The sequence below is a fragment of the Roseibium sp. SCP15 genome, assembly GCF_040329435.1.
Lineage (GTDB): Bacteria > Pseudomonadota > Alphaproteobacteria > Rhizobiales > Stappiaceae > Roseibium.
Genome location: NZ_JBDZYI010000004.1, coordinates 636,697 through 652,233 on the forward strand (window position 1 = coordinate 636,697; position 15,537 = coordinate 652,233).

Annotated in this window: 14 protein-coding genes; 10 read left to right on the forward strand and 4 right to left on the reverse strand. The window is 56.0% G+C overall.

Going from position 1 to position 15,537, the window contains the following annotated elements:
- Positions 1-78: 78 nt before the first annotated feature.
- The gene (locus ABLO27_RS22755; RefSeq protein ID WP_353036002.1) at positions 79-606 is read right to left on the reverse strand and encodes a hypothetical protein; all 528 of its coding nucleotides are present in this window, start codon (positions 604-606) and stop codon (positions 79-81) included.
- Between the two features lie 565 nt (positions 607-1,171).
- On the opposite strand from ABLO27_RS22755, the gene ABLO27_RS22760 reads away from it, so the two are divergent.
- The 6 genes from ABLO27_RS22760 to ABLO27_RS22785 are packed head-to-tail and all read left to right on the forward strand — an operon-like array spanning position 1,172 to position 7,201.
- A complete protein-coding gene (locus ABLO27_RS22760) occupies positions 1,172-1,900 on the forward strand; it encodes a FadR/GntR family transcriptional regulator (protein WP_353036004.1) in 729 nt (242 codons plus the stop codon).
- Complete coding sequence (locus ABLO27_RS22765) at positions 1,893-3,056, forward strand: aminotransferase class I/II-fold pyridoxal phosphate-dependent enzyme (protein WP_353036006.1); 1,164 nt, start codon at positions 1,893-1,895, stop codon at positions 3,054-3,056. The genes ABLO27_RS22760 and ABLO27_RS22765 overlap by 8 nt, the downstream gene beginning before the upstream one ends.
- A gap of 45 nt (positions 3,057-3,101) precedes the next feature.
- Positions 3,102-4,358 (forward strand): ABC transporter substrate-binding protein, encoded by a 1,257-nt coding sequence (locus ABLO27_RS22770; RefSeq protein ID WP_353036008.1) that lies wholly within the window; start codon positions 3,102-3,104, stop codon positions 4,356-4,358.
- A complete protein-coding gene (locus ABLO27_RS22775; RefSeq protein ID WP_417714823.1) occupies positions 4,355-5,284 on the forward strand; it encodes a carbohydrate ABC transporter permease in 930 nt (309 codons plus the stop codon). Before ABLO27_RS22770 ends, ABLO27_RS22775 begins: the two co-directional genes overlap by 4 nt.
- Before the next feature lie 8 nt (positions 5,285-5,292).
- Positions 5,293-6,135: a carbohydrate ABC transporter permease gene (locus ABLO27_RS22780; RefSeq protein WP_353036009.1), complete on the forward strand. Its 843-nt coding sequence runs from the start codon at positions 5,293-5,295 to the stop codon at positions 6,133-6,135.
- A 4-nt stretch (positions 6,136-6,139) separates the two neighbouring features.
- Positions 6,140-7,201, forward strand: a complete 1,062-nt coding sequence (locus ABLO27_RS22785; protein ID WP_353036011.1) for an ABC transporter ATP-binding protein — start codon at positions 6,140-6,142, stop codon at positions 7,199-7,201.
- Between the two features lie 40 nt (positions 7,202-7,241).
- Here the strand turns inward: ABLO27_RS22785 and ABLO27_RS22790 are convergent, their stop codons facing one another.
- A complete protein-coding gene (locus ABLO27_RS22790) occupies positions 7,242-7,700 on the reverse strand; it encodes an Lrp/AsnC family transcriptional regulator (protein ID WP_353036066.1) in 459 nt (152 codons plus the stop codon).
- Positions 7,701-7,814: 114 nt separating this feature from the next.
- Here ABLO27_RS22790 and ABLO27_RS22795 point away from each other — a divergent pair, with 114 nt between their 5' ends.
- Positions 7,815-9,017, forward strand: a complete 1,203-nt coding sequence (locus ABLO27_RS22795; protein WP_353036013.1) for a methionine gamma-lyase — start codon at positions 7,815-7,817, stop codon at positions 9,015-9,017.
- Here the strand turns inward: ABLO27_RS22795 and ABLO27_RS22800 are convergent.
- Entirely contained in the window at positions 9,014-9,484 is a 471-nt protein-coding gene (locus ABLO27_RS22800; RefSeq protein WP_353036014.1) for an Lrp/AsnC family transcriptional regulator, read from the reverse strand. The genes ABLO27_RS22795 and ABLO27_RS22800 overlap by 4 nt on opposite strands.
- A 122-nt stretch (positions 9,485-9,606) precedes the next feature.
- Between ABLO27_RS22800 and ABLO27_RS22805 the strand changes: the two genes are divergently transcribed.
- Positions 9,607-11,964 carry a 1-deoxy-D-xylulose-5-phosphate synthase N-terminal domain-containing protein gene (locus ABLO27_RS22805; RefSeq protein ID WP_353036016.1) on the forward strand — a complete coding sequence of 786 codons (2,358 nt, stop codon included), beginning with the start codon at positions 9,607-9,609 and terminating at the stop codon, positions 11,962-11,964.
- A gap of 19 nt (positions 11,965-11,983) precedes the next feature.
- On the opposite strand, the gene ABLO27_RS22810 is transcribed toward ABLO27_RS22805, so the two are convergent.
- Positions 11,984-12,544 (reverse strand): PAS and helix-turn-helix domain-containing protein, encoded by a 561-nt coding sequence (locus ABLO27_RS22810; RefSeq protein WP_353036018.1) that lies wholly within the window; start codon positions 12,542-12,544, stop codon positions 11,984-11,986.
- A 174-nt stretch (positions 12,545-12,718) separates the two neighbouring features.
- Between ABLO27_RS22810 and ABLO27_RS22815 the strand changes: the two genes are divergently transcribed.
- Positions 12,719-14,002, forward strand: a complete 1,284-nt coding sequence (locus ABLO27_RS22815) for an acetylornithine deacetylase/succinyl-diaminopimelate desuccinylase family protein (protein WP_353036020.1) — start codon at positions 12,719-12,721, stop codon at positions 14,000-14,002.
- Between the two features lie 29 nt (positions 14,003-14,031).
- Entirely contained in the window at positions 14,032-15,516 is a 1,485-nt protein-coding gene (locus ABLO27_RS22820; RefSeq protein WP_353036021.1) for an ABC transporter substrate-binding protein, read from the forward strand.
- Positions 15,517-15,537: the final 21 nt, after the last annotated feature.

The following is a 15,537-nucleotide window of genomic DNA, read 5'->3' on the forward strand; positions in this document are numbered from 1 at the left end:
GCTTCATGCCAACACGTTTAGTCACCGCTGACTGCGGATGGAAGCCCGGCGACCTGCGTGGTGCATTGTTCCGTTACTCTAGTGATACCAGCTTTCCTGGCGCACTTCCGGATGTGTAATGCTGAGGAGGGGGCGTTCGAAGTATTCCGACCAGAGGGCACGAATATCGTTGTCATCGATCATTTGACGAGGCTCACTGCTGGTTGCGGTGACGTCGAAATCAGAATGTCCGGAGCTGAACCACTGAAACCCTCCCTGGGTCGTCAGCGCTGTTTCCAGTTTCCCAGCGTTTTCGCAGCCTCGCATGAAATCCCGATGGCCATTTGCGCTCAACAGGCAGGCTTCTTCGCCGACAAGCTCACCGGGAAGACCTGTAATGTCCTGCCAGGCATCTGCCTGAACATTGCCCAGTGCGTCCGATCCGATTGAATGGACACGCCGCTGGGCGATGAGCGTAATCAGCATGGTCAGGAATCCAACCATATACGCGTCCATCCAGCGATCATCGGTTATGTGTCCGTTGACGAAACGCGTACGCTCCACCAGCGGTCTTATAGTGGTAACGGCGGCTCGTCTGGCTCGCCAGCTTTTCCAAAGCTCCAGCATGGCGCTTTCCTCACCTCGCCGGCTGCATTTCTCTAAAGTCCCGTAAAGTATGGGATAAGGAAATCAAGCAACATCCAGCAATCTGAAATCAGAATACCATTTTCGGCGCCAAAAGAGGATATTGAAGGCACTCTTTTTTCTTCAATTTTCTACCAAATTCAGCCGAAATCGATGCCTTTTCCTGGTACGGCGCTTGCCTGCTTTCTGGTCTCGATTTGCAATGTTGCCGTCGGCTTCTTCCCAGTTCATCAGACGATTCGCAGGCGATCGCTGGGAGGGAGTGCCAACCTTGCTGTCGTTCCGGAATCAGGCCCAGAAATCATTCCCGTTTTTACATGTTTACGCGCCGAATTTAACTCCTTCAGGTCATGCCGTTGTGAGTTCGTATCTCCATGTTTTTGTCAGTCTCTTGGTTCTGATGTCATGCCGGCATTTCAAAAAGATAAATAAAAACAATAGCTAACGAGAGGATTTTGCATTCAGAAAATTATGTCAGACATAATGTTTACATTGTCTGACAAAGTGATAAGGTTTTCGCAGCTACAGGAAAGGTCGAACTCGGTCCATGCCGGAAAAATCACAGCAGAAAAGTCTCGCTCCTGACGCGGAGGTGATCGAAGAGCCTCGTGACGTCCCGCATGCCCTCATCAAGTTGATCGAGGAGGAGGGGCTAAAGGTCGGTGACCGACTGCCGCCGGAGTTGGAGCTCGTACGTCGTCTGGGTTTCGGGCGTTCGACAATTCGCGAGACTTTGAAGACCTGGGAAAGCATGGGGGTGGTCAGCCGCAACAAAGGGGCGGGAACCAGACTGACCGCGGAGGTCTCCAGAAACACGCTGAGAGTTGCGCTCACGATCAAGCATGAGGCTGAAAGCCTGTTGCGCATGCAGCAGGTCAGGCGCCCGCTGGAAGTTGAGGCGGTTCGGTATGCGACACGTCTTGCGACTGACGAGCAACGCAGGATCATCAACGCCCGCGCGGCTGAACTGATTGCGGTCTATGAAGCCGGTGAGGACTGGCGAGAGGCCGATCGCCGGTTTCACGACTCCATTCACGAAGCCACCGGCAACGCATTGTTCCAGCAGTTCATCGATCAGATTCTGAAGTGCTTTCACGACATATATGAAACGCCGTTCGGCAAACCCCATCTCGGCCAGCAAACAATTCCGCTCCACCGCCCGTTGGCAGACGCCATCATCGCTGGAGATGAAGACAAGGCAGCCGAGCTTGTAACCAAGATCATCGACATGGTGTGTGCCGAAACACAGGAAATTGCCGAGGAACACAATGGCTGATCATTTCTCGGACGGATTTTCGATGGACACTTTGCTGGCGGCCGCGGCAACCGGTTTCGGCGGGGCTGTTGTGCCGCCGATCGTGCAGACATCTTTGTTTTCCTTTGACAATTATCAGGCGTTTGAAGACCGGATGGCCGGTCGATCAGGTGACCCTCTCTACACACGCGTACAGAACCCGACCGTTGCCGTGCTGGAGAAAATGGTGGCCGAAGCCGAAGAGGGTGAAGCCGCTGTCGGGTTTGCCTCCGGCATGGCGGCAATTTCTTCGACGGTGCTTGCGCTTGTCCGACCGGGTGACCGGATCGCCTGTGTCGAGCATGTTTATCCGGATGCCTATCGTCTGTTTGAGCGTTTGCTGCGGCCGTTTGGCGTTGACATCAGCTATCACTCGATTGAGCAATTCGAAGACAATCCGGACCTGCTCGAAGGTGTGAAGCTGGCCTACCTGGAGAGCCCGAACACGGTCGTTTTCCAGGCCATGGATTTGCCGAAGGTTGCCGCTCACGCCAAGAGGCACGGAACCTTGACGGTGATCGACAATTCCTGGGCGACGCCGGTCTTTCAACGCCCGCTGTCGCTGGGGATCGACATCGTTCTTCATTCAGCGTCGAAGTACCTGTCAGGACATTCGGACACAGTCGCAGGCATCGTGATCTCAAGATCAGAGTTGATCGATCGGATCCGGGATCTGTCGCTCTCCCTTCTCGGCGGAAAGCTTGCGCCGTTCGAAGCATTCTTGCTGACCAGAGGACTGCGAACCCTTGGGGTGCGCATGCGACAGCACCAGGAGACAGCAAACACATTCATCGACAGGCTCTCGCAGAATGAGCTGGTTCGGAAAGTGATGTCACCCGGGCCCAATACCGTGCCGGGTCTCACCGGGCGCTCCGGCCTTCTGTCGATTGAATTCGATGAGACCGTCGACATTCCCCGTTTTGCAGACGCCCTGAAGCTTTTCCGGCTCGGTGTCAGCTGGGGAGGCTTTGAAAGCCTGTTGCTGCCGACACAGATCGCTCTCAACCAGTCTGGCGAGCAGAACTCTCTGCAGCGCTTCGGGGTTTCGGGGCGGATCGTGCGTCTCAGTCTTGGATTGGAGGATCCAAACGATCTTTGGGCCGATTTTGAGCAGGCCCTCACTCAAAGCGTCATTTGAAAATAAGGCGTACCGAAAAACACATCAGGGAAAGTGGAGGAGATTATGAGGAAGTTACTTGGCGCAATTAGCGCAATCGCCGTAATGGCAACAACTGCAGCACATGCTGAAACTCTGAAGCTGGTTGAAGTGATCACCAGCCCGGAGCGCACCCAGGTCCTGCAGGGGCTGGTTGACGAGTTCGAAGCTGCAAATCCGGGAACGGAAGTCGAGATCGTCTCGCTTCCGTGGGGACAGGCGTTCGAAAAGTTCGCAACCATGGTCGCCGGTGGCGATATACCGGATGTCGTGGAAATGCCTGACCGTTGGGCAGGGATCTACAAGGACAAGCTTGTCGATCTGAACGACAAGATTGCCAACTGGGAACACGGCAAAACGCTGACCCAGAAGACGCTCGACATGGGGCGTCAGACGGATGGCGAAACCGCGCGGATGATCCCGTACGGCTTCTATCTGCGTGCGTTGTTCTACAACAAGAAACTGCTTGAAGAAGCGGGCGTGGAAGCACCTCCGAAAACCATGGAAGAGTTCATGGCGGCTTCCAAGGCGGTTTCCGAACTCGACGGAAAGTACGGTTATTGCCTGCGTGGTGGTCCGGGCGGCCTGAACGGGTGGATCATGATGGCCGCGACCATGAATGGCGACAACACGTTCTTCGATGAAAATGGCAAGAGCACGCTCAATCAGCCAGGGTCCGTTGAAGGTATTCAGTTCCTGATCGATCTTTACCAAAAGGGCTATGCTCCGAAGGACTCCGTCAGCTGGGGCTTCAACGAAATCGTGGCCGGTTTCTATTCCGGTACCTGTGCGTTCCTGGATCAGGATCCGGATGCGCTGATTGCCGTTGCTGAGCGCATGGACGCAGATGACTTTGCCGTCGTGCCGATGCCGGTCGGACCTGGTGGAAAAGCCTTCCCAACCATCGGATTTGCCGGATGGGCAATGTTCGACAGCACCAAGGACGAGGACCTTTCCTGGAAGCTGATTGCGCATCTTTCGAACCCAGAAGCCAACAAGACCTGGGCGAAGCGCGTTGGGGTCATTCCGATCCACGAAGGTGCAGAACAGGATCCGCATTTCAAAACCGATCAGTTTGCCGGTTGGTTCGAAACCCTCAATGGCGACCAGTACATCCCGACGGTCATGCCGACCTATCTGGAACAGTTCGGTTACTTTGCAGATTCCATTGCTCTGGAATCCAGCCAGGAAGCTCTTCTGGGTCAGGTTAGCGCTCAGGAAGTCGCCGATCAGTGGGCAGAGTTCCTGACCGAAGAATATGCACGCTGGAAAAAGTCACAATGACAGCAATAGCTGACAGCGCGTCCGGGGAAACCCGGGCGCGCGGCTCCTTTTACTTCCGCTACATGGTGGAGCCTTATCTCTACCTGTCCCCGGCGATCATCCTGATTGCACTTGTGATGCTTGTGCCGCTTGCCATCGGGATTTCCTATGCCTTTCAGTCCGTTAACCTGTTGCGGCCTTTCCAGTCGGGCTGGGTCGGGCTTGAGAATTTCCAGGCGCTGTGGAGCGACAGGAAATTCTGGCTCGCGCTGACCAATACCTTCTGGTGGACTGTCGGGTCCATTACCTTCCAGTTCTTTCTGGGACTCGGTCTGGCACTGTTGCTGAACACCCACTTTTATGGCAAGCGGCTGGTCCAGGCCCTCGTTTTCCTACCGTGGGCGGTTCCGACATTCCTGTCGGCGCTGACCTGGGCTTGGCTCTTCAATCCGACCATCGGCCCCTTGCCACACTGGCTTGCCGCACTTGGCATTCTCTCCGAGCCGTTCAACATTCTGGGTGATCCGAACCTCGCAATGTGGGGACCGATCACGGCCAATGTCTGGTTCGGAATTCCGTTTTTTGCGATCACTCTTCTTGCCGCGCTGCAGTCCATTCCGGGTGAGCTTTATGAAGCTGCCGAAATCGATGGCGCGAGTCCCTGGCAGATGTTCACAAAGATAACCCTGCCGTTTCTGGCGCCGATGATCGCCATCACCGTGATGTTGCGCACAATCTGGATTGCCAACTTCGCGGACCTGATCTTTGTCATGACCGGTGGAGGGCCCGCCAATTCGACACAGATCCTGTCCACCTACATCTTCACGACGGCCTTCCGGAAGCTGGACTTCGGCTACGCATCGGCCATTGCGGTCGCCCTGCTTGGACTGTTGCTGATCTACGCGGCAATCCTGCTCGTACTGCGACGCAAGCTCGTCAAGATCTGAGGGCTATCATGAGAACTCTTCGACAAAGTTCGCCCTGGATGGTGACCGGAAAATATCTGGCGCTGGGCTTCTATGTGCTGTTCGCACTGTTTCCCCTCTATTGGTTGGCCAAGATTGCGATCACACCGGACAAGCTTATCTTTTCCGAAGGCACTGCATTGTTTCCCAGCAGGTTCACGTTTGAGAACTTTCAGACCGTGCTTCTGCAGACGGACTTTCTCGCCTATTTCCGCAACAGTCTCGTCGTGTCGATAGGAACGGCCGCTATCACCACCTGCATCGCGGCGGCGGCAGGCTATGCCTTCTCGCGCTTCGATTTCTACGGCAAGCGTCTTGTGATCGCGATCATGCTGATCACCCAGATGTTCCCTTTGCTGATGATCATTGCGCCGATCTACAAGATCGTTGCGGCGCTGGGCCTCTTGAATTCACTGACCAGCCTGATCATCGTCTACACCGCCTTCAACATTCCGTTCGCGACCTTCCTGATGCAGTCCTTTTTCGACGGCATTCCCAAGGACCTTGAAGAGGCCGGCATGATCGATGGCTGCACCCGGTTTGAAGCCCTGCGCAAGATCATTCTTCCGCTGACCCTTCCCGGACTTGGGGCGACGCTGGGCTTCATATTCACCGCTGCGTGGAGCGAGCTTCTGTTTGCGCTGATGCTGATCAACTCGAACGACACGATGACATTCCCCGTCGGGTTGCTCACATTCGTTTCGAAATTTTCCGTCGACTGGGGACAGATGATGGCGGCCGGCGTGCTTGCGCTCGTGCCCTCCTGTCTCTTCTTCATCTTCATTCAACGGTATCTGGTCCAGGGGCTCACCTCTGGTGCCGTGAAAGGCTAGTTCAATGGCACGGATCGAACTGAGCAATATTGCAAAGGCTTACGGCTCCGTCGAAGTCATGCGTGACATCAACCTCACCATCGAAGACGGCGAGTTCATCGTTCTGGTCGGACCGTCCGGCTGCGGCAAGTCCACCTTGTTGCGGATGATTGCGGGATTGGAGCCGATCACCGGCGGTGATTTCATGATCGATGGCACGCGCATGAACGAAATCCCGCCGCGCGACCGGGACATGGCGATGGTGTTCCAGTCGTATGCGCTCTATCCGCATATGGATGTCGCGCGAAATATGGGTTTCTCGCTGGAGATCCGCAAAGCTCACAAGGAAGAAAGGGTGTCCAAGGTTGCCGAGGCTGCCAGGACGCTCGGACTTAAGTCGTTGACGGAGCGGCTGCCGCGGGCCCTTTCCGGTGGGCAGAGACAACGGGTTGCCATGGGGCGGGCCATTGTCCGTGACCCGAGCGCCTTCCTGTTCGATGAGCCGCTATCCAATCTGGATGCTGCGCTCAGAGTGGAAATGCGTCTGGAAATTGCCCGCCTGCACCAGAGGCTTAATGCAACAATGATCTACGTGACCCACGATCAGGTGGAGGCGCTGACCCTCGCAGACCGGATCGTTGTTCTCAACGCCGGGGATATTCAGCAAGTGGGTACGCCACTGGATCTTTACGAGCGCCCTTCCAACAAGTTCGTTGCACAGTTCATCGGCTCGCCCACCATGAACATCCTGAGCGTCGATCAGGCCGAGGGTGGAGTTCGCTTGAAGGACGGCACTGTTCTGAAGACCGGGACGGCATCAGGACAGAAGCAGGCTCACGAACTGGGCGTCCGTCCGGAGCACCTCGATATTGTACCGGAAGAAAATGCCCATATGAGTGGTTTTGCCGAGCTGGTTGAACATCTCGGATCGGACACGAACGTTCATGCCAACGTTCCTGGTGTGGGCCAGGTTCTGGTTCGCCAGCACGGGCACTTTCCCTTGAATGTCGGCGACCCTGTAAACATTGCGCTGGACCTTGAAAAGGCTCATCTTTTCTCATCGGACGGTGTTCGGCTCGCGGCCTGACCGTGACAATTTTCAAGACATGGTTCCAGCGCTGGCAATGTCAGTCCAGCGCTGGGAAGACAGCTGTCTTCTTGACGGTTCCATAGACAAAGCTTGTGTCGATGGATGCAATTCCGCCAATCGGATGGATGCGATTTCGAATGAAATCCTCGTAGGCATCCAATCCGGAAACGACGACACGAAGCTGGTAGTCCATCGCGCCGGTCAGCACGTGACATTCCAGTACCTCGTCAATGGTCTGTACCCTGCTCTCGAAGTTGCGGACATCTTCCTCGTTGTGCCGTTCCAGCCGGATGCGCACGAAAACCGTGATCGGAAGCCCATAGGCCTCCGGGTCGACATCAACTGCAAACCCCCGAATAGCGCCTGAGGCTTCCAGATTGCGCAATCGCCTGAGGCAGGGAGACGGGGACAGGTTCACGCTGTCTGCGAGGTCCTGATTGGTCATCCGTCCGTCCTGCTGCAGGGCCCGAATGATCTGGCGGTCTTTTGCATCCATTTTCTTGCTCATTGGCAGATACTGCTAATTTCGAGCATAAACATGATAGAATTTGAAATCTATCCCCTTCTGATTTCGGGCATATTGCTTCAAATGGAACTGAAGGAGACAGCCATGAGTCAGGTCAAGGGTTTTGCCAGCCGCGCCATTCACCACGCTTATGAACCGATGAAGAACGAAGGGGCGCTGACGCCACCGATGCATCTGACTTCGACCTTCGTTTTCGACACGGCGGAAGCCGGTGGCGAGATGTTTGCCGGTGAGCGGGAAGGCCACATCTACAGCCGGATCTCCAACCCGACCCTCGACCTTCTGGAGCGCCGGATCGCAGAGCTGGAAGGCGCGGAAGCCGGTCTTGCCTTGTCCTCAGGCATGGGAGCGATCACGTCGACATTCTGGACGCTGGTCAGCCCCGGCGATGAAATCATCGTTGATGAAACGCTCTATGGCTGCACATTTGCCTACATGCGCCACGGATTGGCGAAGTTCGGCGTCACGATATCCCATGTGGACATGACCAATCCCGAGAACCTGCGCTCGGCAATCTCGGACAAGACCCGGGTGGTTTATTTCGAGACGCCGGCCAACCCGAATATGCGTCTGGTCGATATTGCCCGGATCTCCGAGATTGCACACGAAAGCGGAGCGACTGTCGTTGTCGACAACACCTACGCGACGCCGTACCTGACCCGGCCAATCGAGTTGGGCGCCGATATCGTTCTGCATTCGGCAACCAAGTATCTTGGAGGTCACGGCGACGTGGTGGCAGGTCTGGTTGTCGGTCGTGCGGAACAGATTGCCGAAATCCGACTTGTCGGAATGAAGGACATGACCGGTGCGGTGATGGCTCCCTTCAACGCGCTTTTGATCCTGCGGGGGCTGAAAACACTGGCACTGCGCATGGACCGGCACTGTTCTTCGGGGCAGAAGGTTGCTGAATGGCTGGAAGCACATGCTGCCGTTTCAAAGGTCTATTACCCGGGCCTTCAAAGTTACGAACAACATGATCTGGCAAAGCGTCAGATGGCGCAGCCGGGCGGAATGATCGCGTTTGAGCTCGAGGGCGGACTTCAGGCTGGCATCGACATGATGAACGCCTTGCAGATGATCCAGCGGGCGGTTTCACTGGGGGATGCGGAAACGCTGATTCAGCATCCCGCTTCCATGACGCACTCTACCTATACACCTGAGGAACGCGCCGCGCACGGTATCAGTGACGGCCTGGTCAGGCTCTCGGTTGGCCTTGAGGATGTGGACGACATTCTTGAGGACCTTGCGCGGGCAATGCCACAAAAGCCGGTTGCCGCAGCAGCCTAAGGTGTTCGCGCGACACCGGATTTGACCCGTCTCAGGGGAATTGAGCTCTCGATATTGGCAACGCCGGGCACCTTGGTCAGCTTTCCGGTCAGGAATGTTTCGAAGGCCGCCAGCCCGGTGGTTGCCACGCGCAGAAGATAGTCGCGGTTGCCGGTCATGAGCCAGCAATCCACGACTTCCGGAAACGCCTGAATGGCATCTTCAAACTGATCCAGTGTGATATCGATCTGCTTGTCGAGCTGAACGGAAACAAAGACCGAAACTTCGTATCCAAGTGCCACCTCGTCAATCAACGCGCTGTAGCCGGTTATGATGCCGCGATCTTCCAAATGCCTAAGACGGCGGGAAACCGGGGTCGGGCTGAGGCCGACGCGCTCGGACAGTTCCTGAAGAGAGATGCGGCCATCAATCCTCAATTCTCGCAGGATCTGAATATCGAATGCGTCCATGTTGGTGGAATTGGCCATAATTTTTCTTTCTCTTGGCGGAAATCACTAAAATTTAGCCAAAGAGAGTACGAAATAGCAAGGAATCCATTCCTTGCGGTCGTTAAATTGAGCGAAAGCGTTGGATCTACAGGGGCTTCACGATGAGCGTCGAACATCTCAAGACAATTGAAAAAAGACTGCTTTGGCTGTCGCATTGGATGATCCATCACGCCAATCATGTTCGACCGAAAGTGGATGACATCAAGATCGGCGGACACCAGGCGAGTTCGGCTTCAATGGTGTCAATCATGACTGCGCTCTATTTTTCGGTGCTGCGGCCGGAAGACCGGGTTGCGGTGAAGCCGCATGCGTCACCGGTCTTTCACGCAATCCAGTATCTGATGGGAAATCAGACCCGTGAGAAGATGGAAAATTTCCGTGGTTTCGGCGGGGTTCAATCCTATCCGTCCCGGACAAAGGATATCGACGACGTCGATTTTTCCACCGGGTCAGTCGGGCTTGGCGTCGCGATCACGTCCTTTGCCTCGCTAGTCCAGGATTATATCGATGCCAAGCGCTGGTCATCGGACCGCCCGCTGGGGCGCATGATCGCTCTTGTGGGCGATGCGGAGCTGGATGAAGGCAACGTCTACGAAGCTCTTCAGGAAGGCTGGAAAAACGACCTGAGAAATTGCTGGTGGATCATTGATTATAATCGGCAGTCCCTTGATGGCATTGTCCGGGAAGGTCTGTTCGACCGGGTCGAGAAGATCTTTGACGCCTTCGGCTGGGACGTTGTGCGCGTCAAATATGGAGCTATTCAGCGGGCGGCCTTCGAGGAGCCGGGCGGTGAGCGACTGCGTCAGTGGATCGATGATTGTTCCAACCAGGAGTACTCGGCGCTCACATTCATGGGCGGAGCTGTCTGGCGCAAACGCCTGATGGATGACCTTGGTGACCAGGGTGACGTGACAGCACTGATCGACAGGCGCAGTGACGAGGAACTGGCCGAATTGATGGAGAATCTCGGCGGCAACTGTACCGAGACGATGGCTGAAGCCTTTGCCGCGATCGATCACGACCGCCCGACCTGTTTCCTTGCCTATACGATCAAGGGCTGGGGCACGCCAATTGCTGGTCACAAGGACAACCACGGCGGATTGATGAACAAGACCCAGATGGCCGAATGGCAAAAGCATATGGGCGTAAGAGACGGAGAGGAATGGGAGCCTTTTGCGACGGTCGAAGATGTCGAAGCTCTGAAGGTATTTCTGAATGAGGTGCCCTTCTTTTCCAAGGGCGCGCGCCGTTGCTCGGATGCCCGCATCGATGTGCCATCGATTGAGGTGCAGTCCGATCGGGATATCTCGACCCAGATGGCGTTTGGCAAGGTTCTTGACGATCTGTCCAAGGGAGAGAGTAAACTGGCGGAGCGCATCGTCACGACGTCTCCGGATGTGACAGGCACCACCAATCTCGGCCCGTGGGTCAATCGCCGCAAACTGTTCGCGCGCACGGCCATGGCTGATGCCTTTATCGAACATCGCATTCCGTCGACCGCGAAATGGGAGTTCACACCGGAAGGACAGCATATCGAGCTCGGCATCGCTGAAATGAACCTGTTTCTGTTGCTTGCCGCCGCGGGACTGTCGCATTCCCTCTTAGGGGAACGGCTTATTCCAATCGGAACCGTCTATGATCCGTTTGTCTGCCGCGGTCTCGATGCGTTGAACTATGCCTGTTATCAGGATGCGCGGTTCATGATCGTCGGAACACCGTCAGGCACAACGCTGGCACCAGAGGGTGGCGCACACCAGTCCATCGGAACGCCGCTGATCGGCATGAGCCAGGACGGACTTGCTGCCTTCGAACCGGCCTTCGCTGACGAACTTGCGGTGATCATGGAATGGGCGTTCGACTATCTGCAGCGCGATGGTGAAGGAGACCCGGATGAGCGAACCTGGCTGCGTGATGAAACTGGAGGTTCCGTTTACCTGCGCCTGTCCACAAACCCGATAGAACAGCCGGTCAAGCGAGCGGACGAAGACTTTCGCCAGGGAGCCATCGATGGTGCTTACTGGTTGCGTAAACCCGGTCCGAATTGTGAAATTGTCATTGCATATCAGGGGGTTGTGGCGCCGGGGGCAATCAAGGCTGCAGGTCGGCTGGCCGGAAACCGGCGCGATGTAGGTGTTCTGGCGGTCACATCCGCAGACCGTCTCAATGCTGGCTGGACTGCGGCCCAGCGCGCCCGTTCGCGTGGCAACAGGGGCGCGGTTTCACATATCGAACGCCTGATGACGGATCTGCCGACACATTGCAAATTGGTCACCGTCATTGACGGGCACCCGGCCACCCTTGCCTGGCTCGGCAGTGTCGGCGGACACCAGACCATCCCGCTTGGTGTAGAGCATTTCGGGCAGACAGGCACTATTGGCGACCTCTACAGCCATTTCGGCATTGATGCTGAGTCGATCATTGAAAAGGTGAATGGGCTGACGCCGGGCAGGTCGATCTAGGACTACGCCCATCGAGGCGTCAGCGCTGCGCCTTTCCGGTTTGGTGACCGGAAAGGCGAGCCAGAAGGACGGCGACGTTCTTGACCTGGAATTTTTTGAGTAGCCGGGCCCTGACGTCTTCGATGGTTCTGGGAGACAGGGCGAGGGCGCGGGCGATTTCCTTGCTGGTTTGCCCTTTCGAGAGGTAGAGCAGAACCTCGCGTTCGCGCGGGGTGAGTTGGGGACCGCTGACGGTGTTTTCGATCAGGGCGAAGCTCAAAACGATGCGGGACAGCGGTGCTTCGGGCGTGAGGGTGCGAGCGCGAAACCTGCACCAGATCATTGACCCGTCCGACCGGCGCATCAGGCGCTCGTCTGTGTAGGGCAGGGACTTGCGCAAGGGCTCCAGGCCGATGTCCCTGATGTCGTGAAACTCCTGGTCGGATCCATAAAGCAGCCTGAAGCTCTGACCGATAAGCTCTTCTTTCCTGTAGTCAAACATCTGCGCAAAGGTTTCATTGCAAGTTCTGATGATGCGGTTTTCCGTCAGGGCGAGACCCATGGGGGCATTGTCGAAAGCAAGTTGCTCAAGGTCGTTCATTTGTCACCGTGTTCCTACGGTGTTGGCACCGTAGAAAGACGGTAGCATAGTTATCGACAAATTTGCCATGGTGATTAGCTGGCAAAGGTGCGCGCTCAGTACTTCCGGCCTCGTTGGACCAAAGGCCTTCAATCCGCACCGAAAGAATGCGGAACGCTCCAGGGAACAAGCAGAATGCCGCAGACAGACAAGATGATCCGGGAGATCGACGCCAGGCGCGACGATCTGATTGTATTGACGCAGGAGCTCTTGCGTATTCCAACGCTCAATCCTCCAGGCGAGAATTACCGGGAAATCTGCGAATATCTGGACAAGCGACTTAGGCGGAGCGGGTTTGAAATCGAGTTGATCCGTGCCCATGGAACTCCTGGTGACTGCGAGAAATATCCCCGCTGGAACATTGTGGCTCGCAGAGACGGCAAGCACGCCGGCGAGTGCGTTCATTTCAACAGTCATATCGATGTGGTCGATGTGGGACACGGCTGGACGAAGGACCCGTTCGGCGGCGAGCTTGTCGACGGCAAGATCTACGGTCGCGGTGCGTGCGACATGAAAGGCGGACTTGCCGCCAGCATCATTGCAGCCGAAGCCTTTTTGGCGGTTCATCCGGATTTTACCGGAGCAATCGAGATCAGCGGCACGGCCGATGAAGAATCCGGTGGCTACGGCGGCGTCGCCTATCTGGCGCAGAAAGGTTATTTCGATCCTGAGCGCGTTCATCATGTCATTATCCCGGAGCCACTTAACAAGGACCGCATCTGTCTGGGTCATCGCGGTGTGTGGTGGGCCGAAGTTGAAACTTTCGGAGAAATCGCGCACGGCTCCATGCCGTTCCTGGGGGACTGTGCGGTCCGGCACATGGGGGCTGTTGTCGAGGAAATGGAAAAGAGCCTTTTTCCGGCTCTGGCAGAAAAACGAACGGACATGCCGGTCGTTCCTGAAGGCGCGCGCCAATCGACGCTCAATATCAACTCGATCCACGGTGGGCAGGCTGAAGGCGATGCCGACTTTACCGGTCTGCCCAGCCCTTGCGTTCCCGACAGCTGCCGGATGGTGATCGACAGGCGCTTCCTGCTTGAGGAAGATATTGATGAGGTCCAGGAAGAGGTATTTCAGGTTCTGAAGACCGTGGAGGAACGACGGGAGGATTTCCGCTACGATGTGCGTGAACTTCACCGGGTGTTGCCGACAATGACCGACAAGAAGGCTCCGGTGGTGAAGACCGTTGCCAAGGCCATTGAGGAAACCATGGGCAAGCAGGCAGAATATGTTGTCAGCCCAGGAACTTATGACCAAAAACATATCGACCGGATCGGCAAATTGAAGAATTGTATCGCTTATGGTCCGGGTATTCTGGATCTGGCGCACAAACCTGATGAATATGTGGGCGTGGAAGATATGCTCGATTCTGCCAAGGTAATGGGCCGTTCTTTGATCGAGTTATTGGTAAAGCCGTAAACAAGCGGCATCGACAGATGGGGAGAGCTATGCGTTTGAGAAAGTTTGGGAGTGGACTGATCAGCATTCTGGCGCTGACCGCAAGCATCGGTCTGGCACATGCCAAGAGCGATATTGTGGTTGCGATGCAGTTGGAGCCGCCGCATCTGGACCCGACGAGCGCGGCTGCCGGTGCGATCGACTCCGTGCTTTATTCCAATGTTTTCGAGGGGCTGACCCGCTTCGGCCCGGACGGCTCTGTTAATCCCGGACTGGCGGAAAGCTGGACCATTTCTGAAGACGGCAAGACCTATACGTTCAAGCTGCGTCCCGATGTCAAATTCCATGATGGCACGGACCTGACGTCGGATGACGTGAAATTCAGTCTCGACCGGGCGCGTGCAGACGACAGTGCCAATGCGCAGAAGGCCCTGTTTTCCGGGATCGAAAGCGTTGAGGTTGTCGACCCGCTTACAGTCAAGGTCACCCTGTCGGCTCCAAATGGTAGTTTCCTGTTCAACATGGCCTGGGGTGATGCGGTCATCGTAGCACCGGAAACCATCACCGATATCAAGAGCAGGCCAATTGGTACAGGGGCGTTCAAGTTCTCCAACTGGGTACAGGGTGACCGGATCGAACTGGAAAGGAATGCCGATTACTGGGGCGAGCCGGCCAAGCTCGACAAGGCGACGTTCAAGTTCATTTCCGATCCGACGGCGGCCTTTGCGGCTGTCATGGCGGAAGACGTGAATGCCTTTGTCGGTTTCCCCGCGCCGGAAAACCTGCCGCAGTTCGAGGCCGATCCTCGTTTCCAGGTGCTTGTGGGGTCGACGGAAGGAGAAACCATACTCTCCACCAACAACAAGCTGCCGCCGCTTGACAATCTGAATGTGCGCAAGGCGATTGCCCATGCAATCGATCGGCAGGCAATCATCGACGGTGCAATGTTCGGGTACGGGACGCCTATCGGAACGCATTTTGCTCCGCATAATCCAGACTATGTCGATCTGACTGCCAACAGCGCCTATGATCCGGAGCTGTCGAAGAAGCTTCTTGCCGAGGCAGGATACGCGGATGGGTTCAAGACCACCTTGAAGCTGCCGCCGCCGTCTTACGCGCGCCGGGGCGGAGAAATCATTGCCGCTCAACTTCGGGCCGTCGGCATTGAAACCGAGATCTCCAATCTTGAGTGGGCGCAGTGGCTGGAACAGGTGTTCAAAGGCAAGGATTTCGGCCTGACGATCGTCAGTCATACCGAGCCCATGGACATCGGCATCTATGCCCGGCCGGATTACTACTTCCAGTATGACAGCGCCGACTTTCAGAAGCTTTTTGAAGATCTGACCAAGGAAAATGATCCGGAAAAAAGATCTGACCTCCTGAAGCAGGCCCAGGAAATGATCTCCAATGATTATGTCAATGGCTACCTGTTCCAGCTGGCTTTCCCGACGGTTGCCAATGCGAAGGTCAAGGGACTTTGGGAAAATCAACCCACACAGGCGACTGATCTCACTGGGGTCTACTGGGAAGACTGAACCATCAATCGATCAGGCATC

What these genes read in the sequence shown, in the direction of transcription:
- ABLO27_RS22755 (WP_353036002.1), bottom strand. Translation starts at nt 606, where the DNA reads ATGCTGGAGCTTTGGAAAAGCTGGCGAGCCAGACGAGCCGCCGTTACC.
- ABLO27_RS22760 (WP_353036004.1), top strand. Translation starts at nt 1,172, where the DNA reads ATGCCGGAAAAATCACAGCAGAAAAGTCTCGCTCCTGACGCGGAGGTG.
- ABLO27_RS22765 (WP_353036006.1), top strand. Translation starts at nt 1,893, where the DNA reads ATGGCTGATCATTTCTCGGACGGATTTTCGATGGACACTTTGCTGGCG.
- ABLO27_RS22770 (WP_353036008.1), top strand. Translation starts at nt 3,102, where the DNA reads ATGAGGAAGTTACTTGGCGCAATTAGCGCAATCGCCGTAATGGCAACA.
- ABLO27_RS22775 (WP_417714823.1), top strand. Translation starts at nt 4,355, where the DNA reads ATGACAGCAATAGCTGACAGCGCGTCCGGGGAAACCCGGGCGCGCGGC.
- ABLO27_RS22780 (WP_353036009.1), top strand. Translation starts at nt 5,293, where the DNA reads ATGAGAACTCTTCGACAAAGTTCGCCCTGGATGGTGACCGGAAAATAT.
- ABLO27_RS22785 (WP_353036011.1), top strand. Translation starts at nt 6,140, where the DNA reads ATGGCACGGATCGAACTGAGCAATATTGCAAAGGCTTACGGCTCCGTC.
- ABLO27_RS22790 (WP_353036066.1), bottom strand. Translation starts at nt 7,700, where the DNA reads ATGGATGCAAAAGACCGCCAGATCATTCGGGCCCTGCAGCAGGACGGA.
- ABLO27_RS22795 (WP_353036013.1), top strand. Translation starts at nt 7,815, where the DNA reads ATGAGTCAGGTCAAGGGTTTTGCCAGCCGCGCCATTCACCACGCTTAT.
- ABLO27_RS22800 (WP_353036014.1), bottom strand. Translation starts at nt 9,484, where the DNA reads ATGGCCAATTCCACCAACATGGACGCATTCGATATTCAGATCCTGCGA.
- ABLO27_RS22805 (WP_353036016.1), top strand. Translation starts at nt 9,607, where the DNA reads ATGAGCGTCGAACATCTCAAGACAATTGAAAAAAGACTGCTTTGGCTG.
- ABLO27_RS22810 (WP_353036018.1), bottom strand. Translation starts at nt 12,544, where the DNA reads ATGAACGACCTTGAGCAACTTGCTTTCGACAATGCCCCCATGGGTCTC.
- ABLO27_RS22815 (WP_353036020.1), top strand. Translation starts at nt 12,719, where the DNA reads ATGCCGCAGACAGACAAGATGATCCGGGAGATCGACGCCAGGCGCGAC.
- ABLO27_RS22820 (WP_353036021.1), top strand. Translation starts at nt 14,032, where the DNA reads ATGCGTTTGAGAAAGTTTGGGAGTGGACTGATCAGCATTCTGGCGCTG.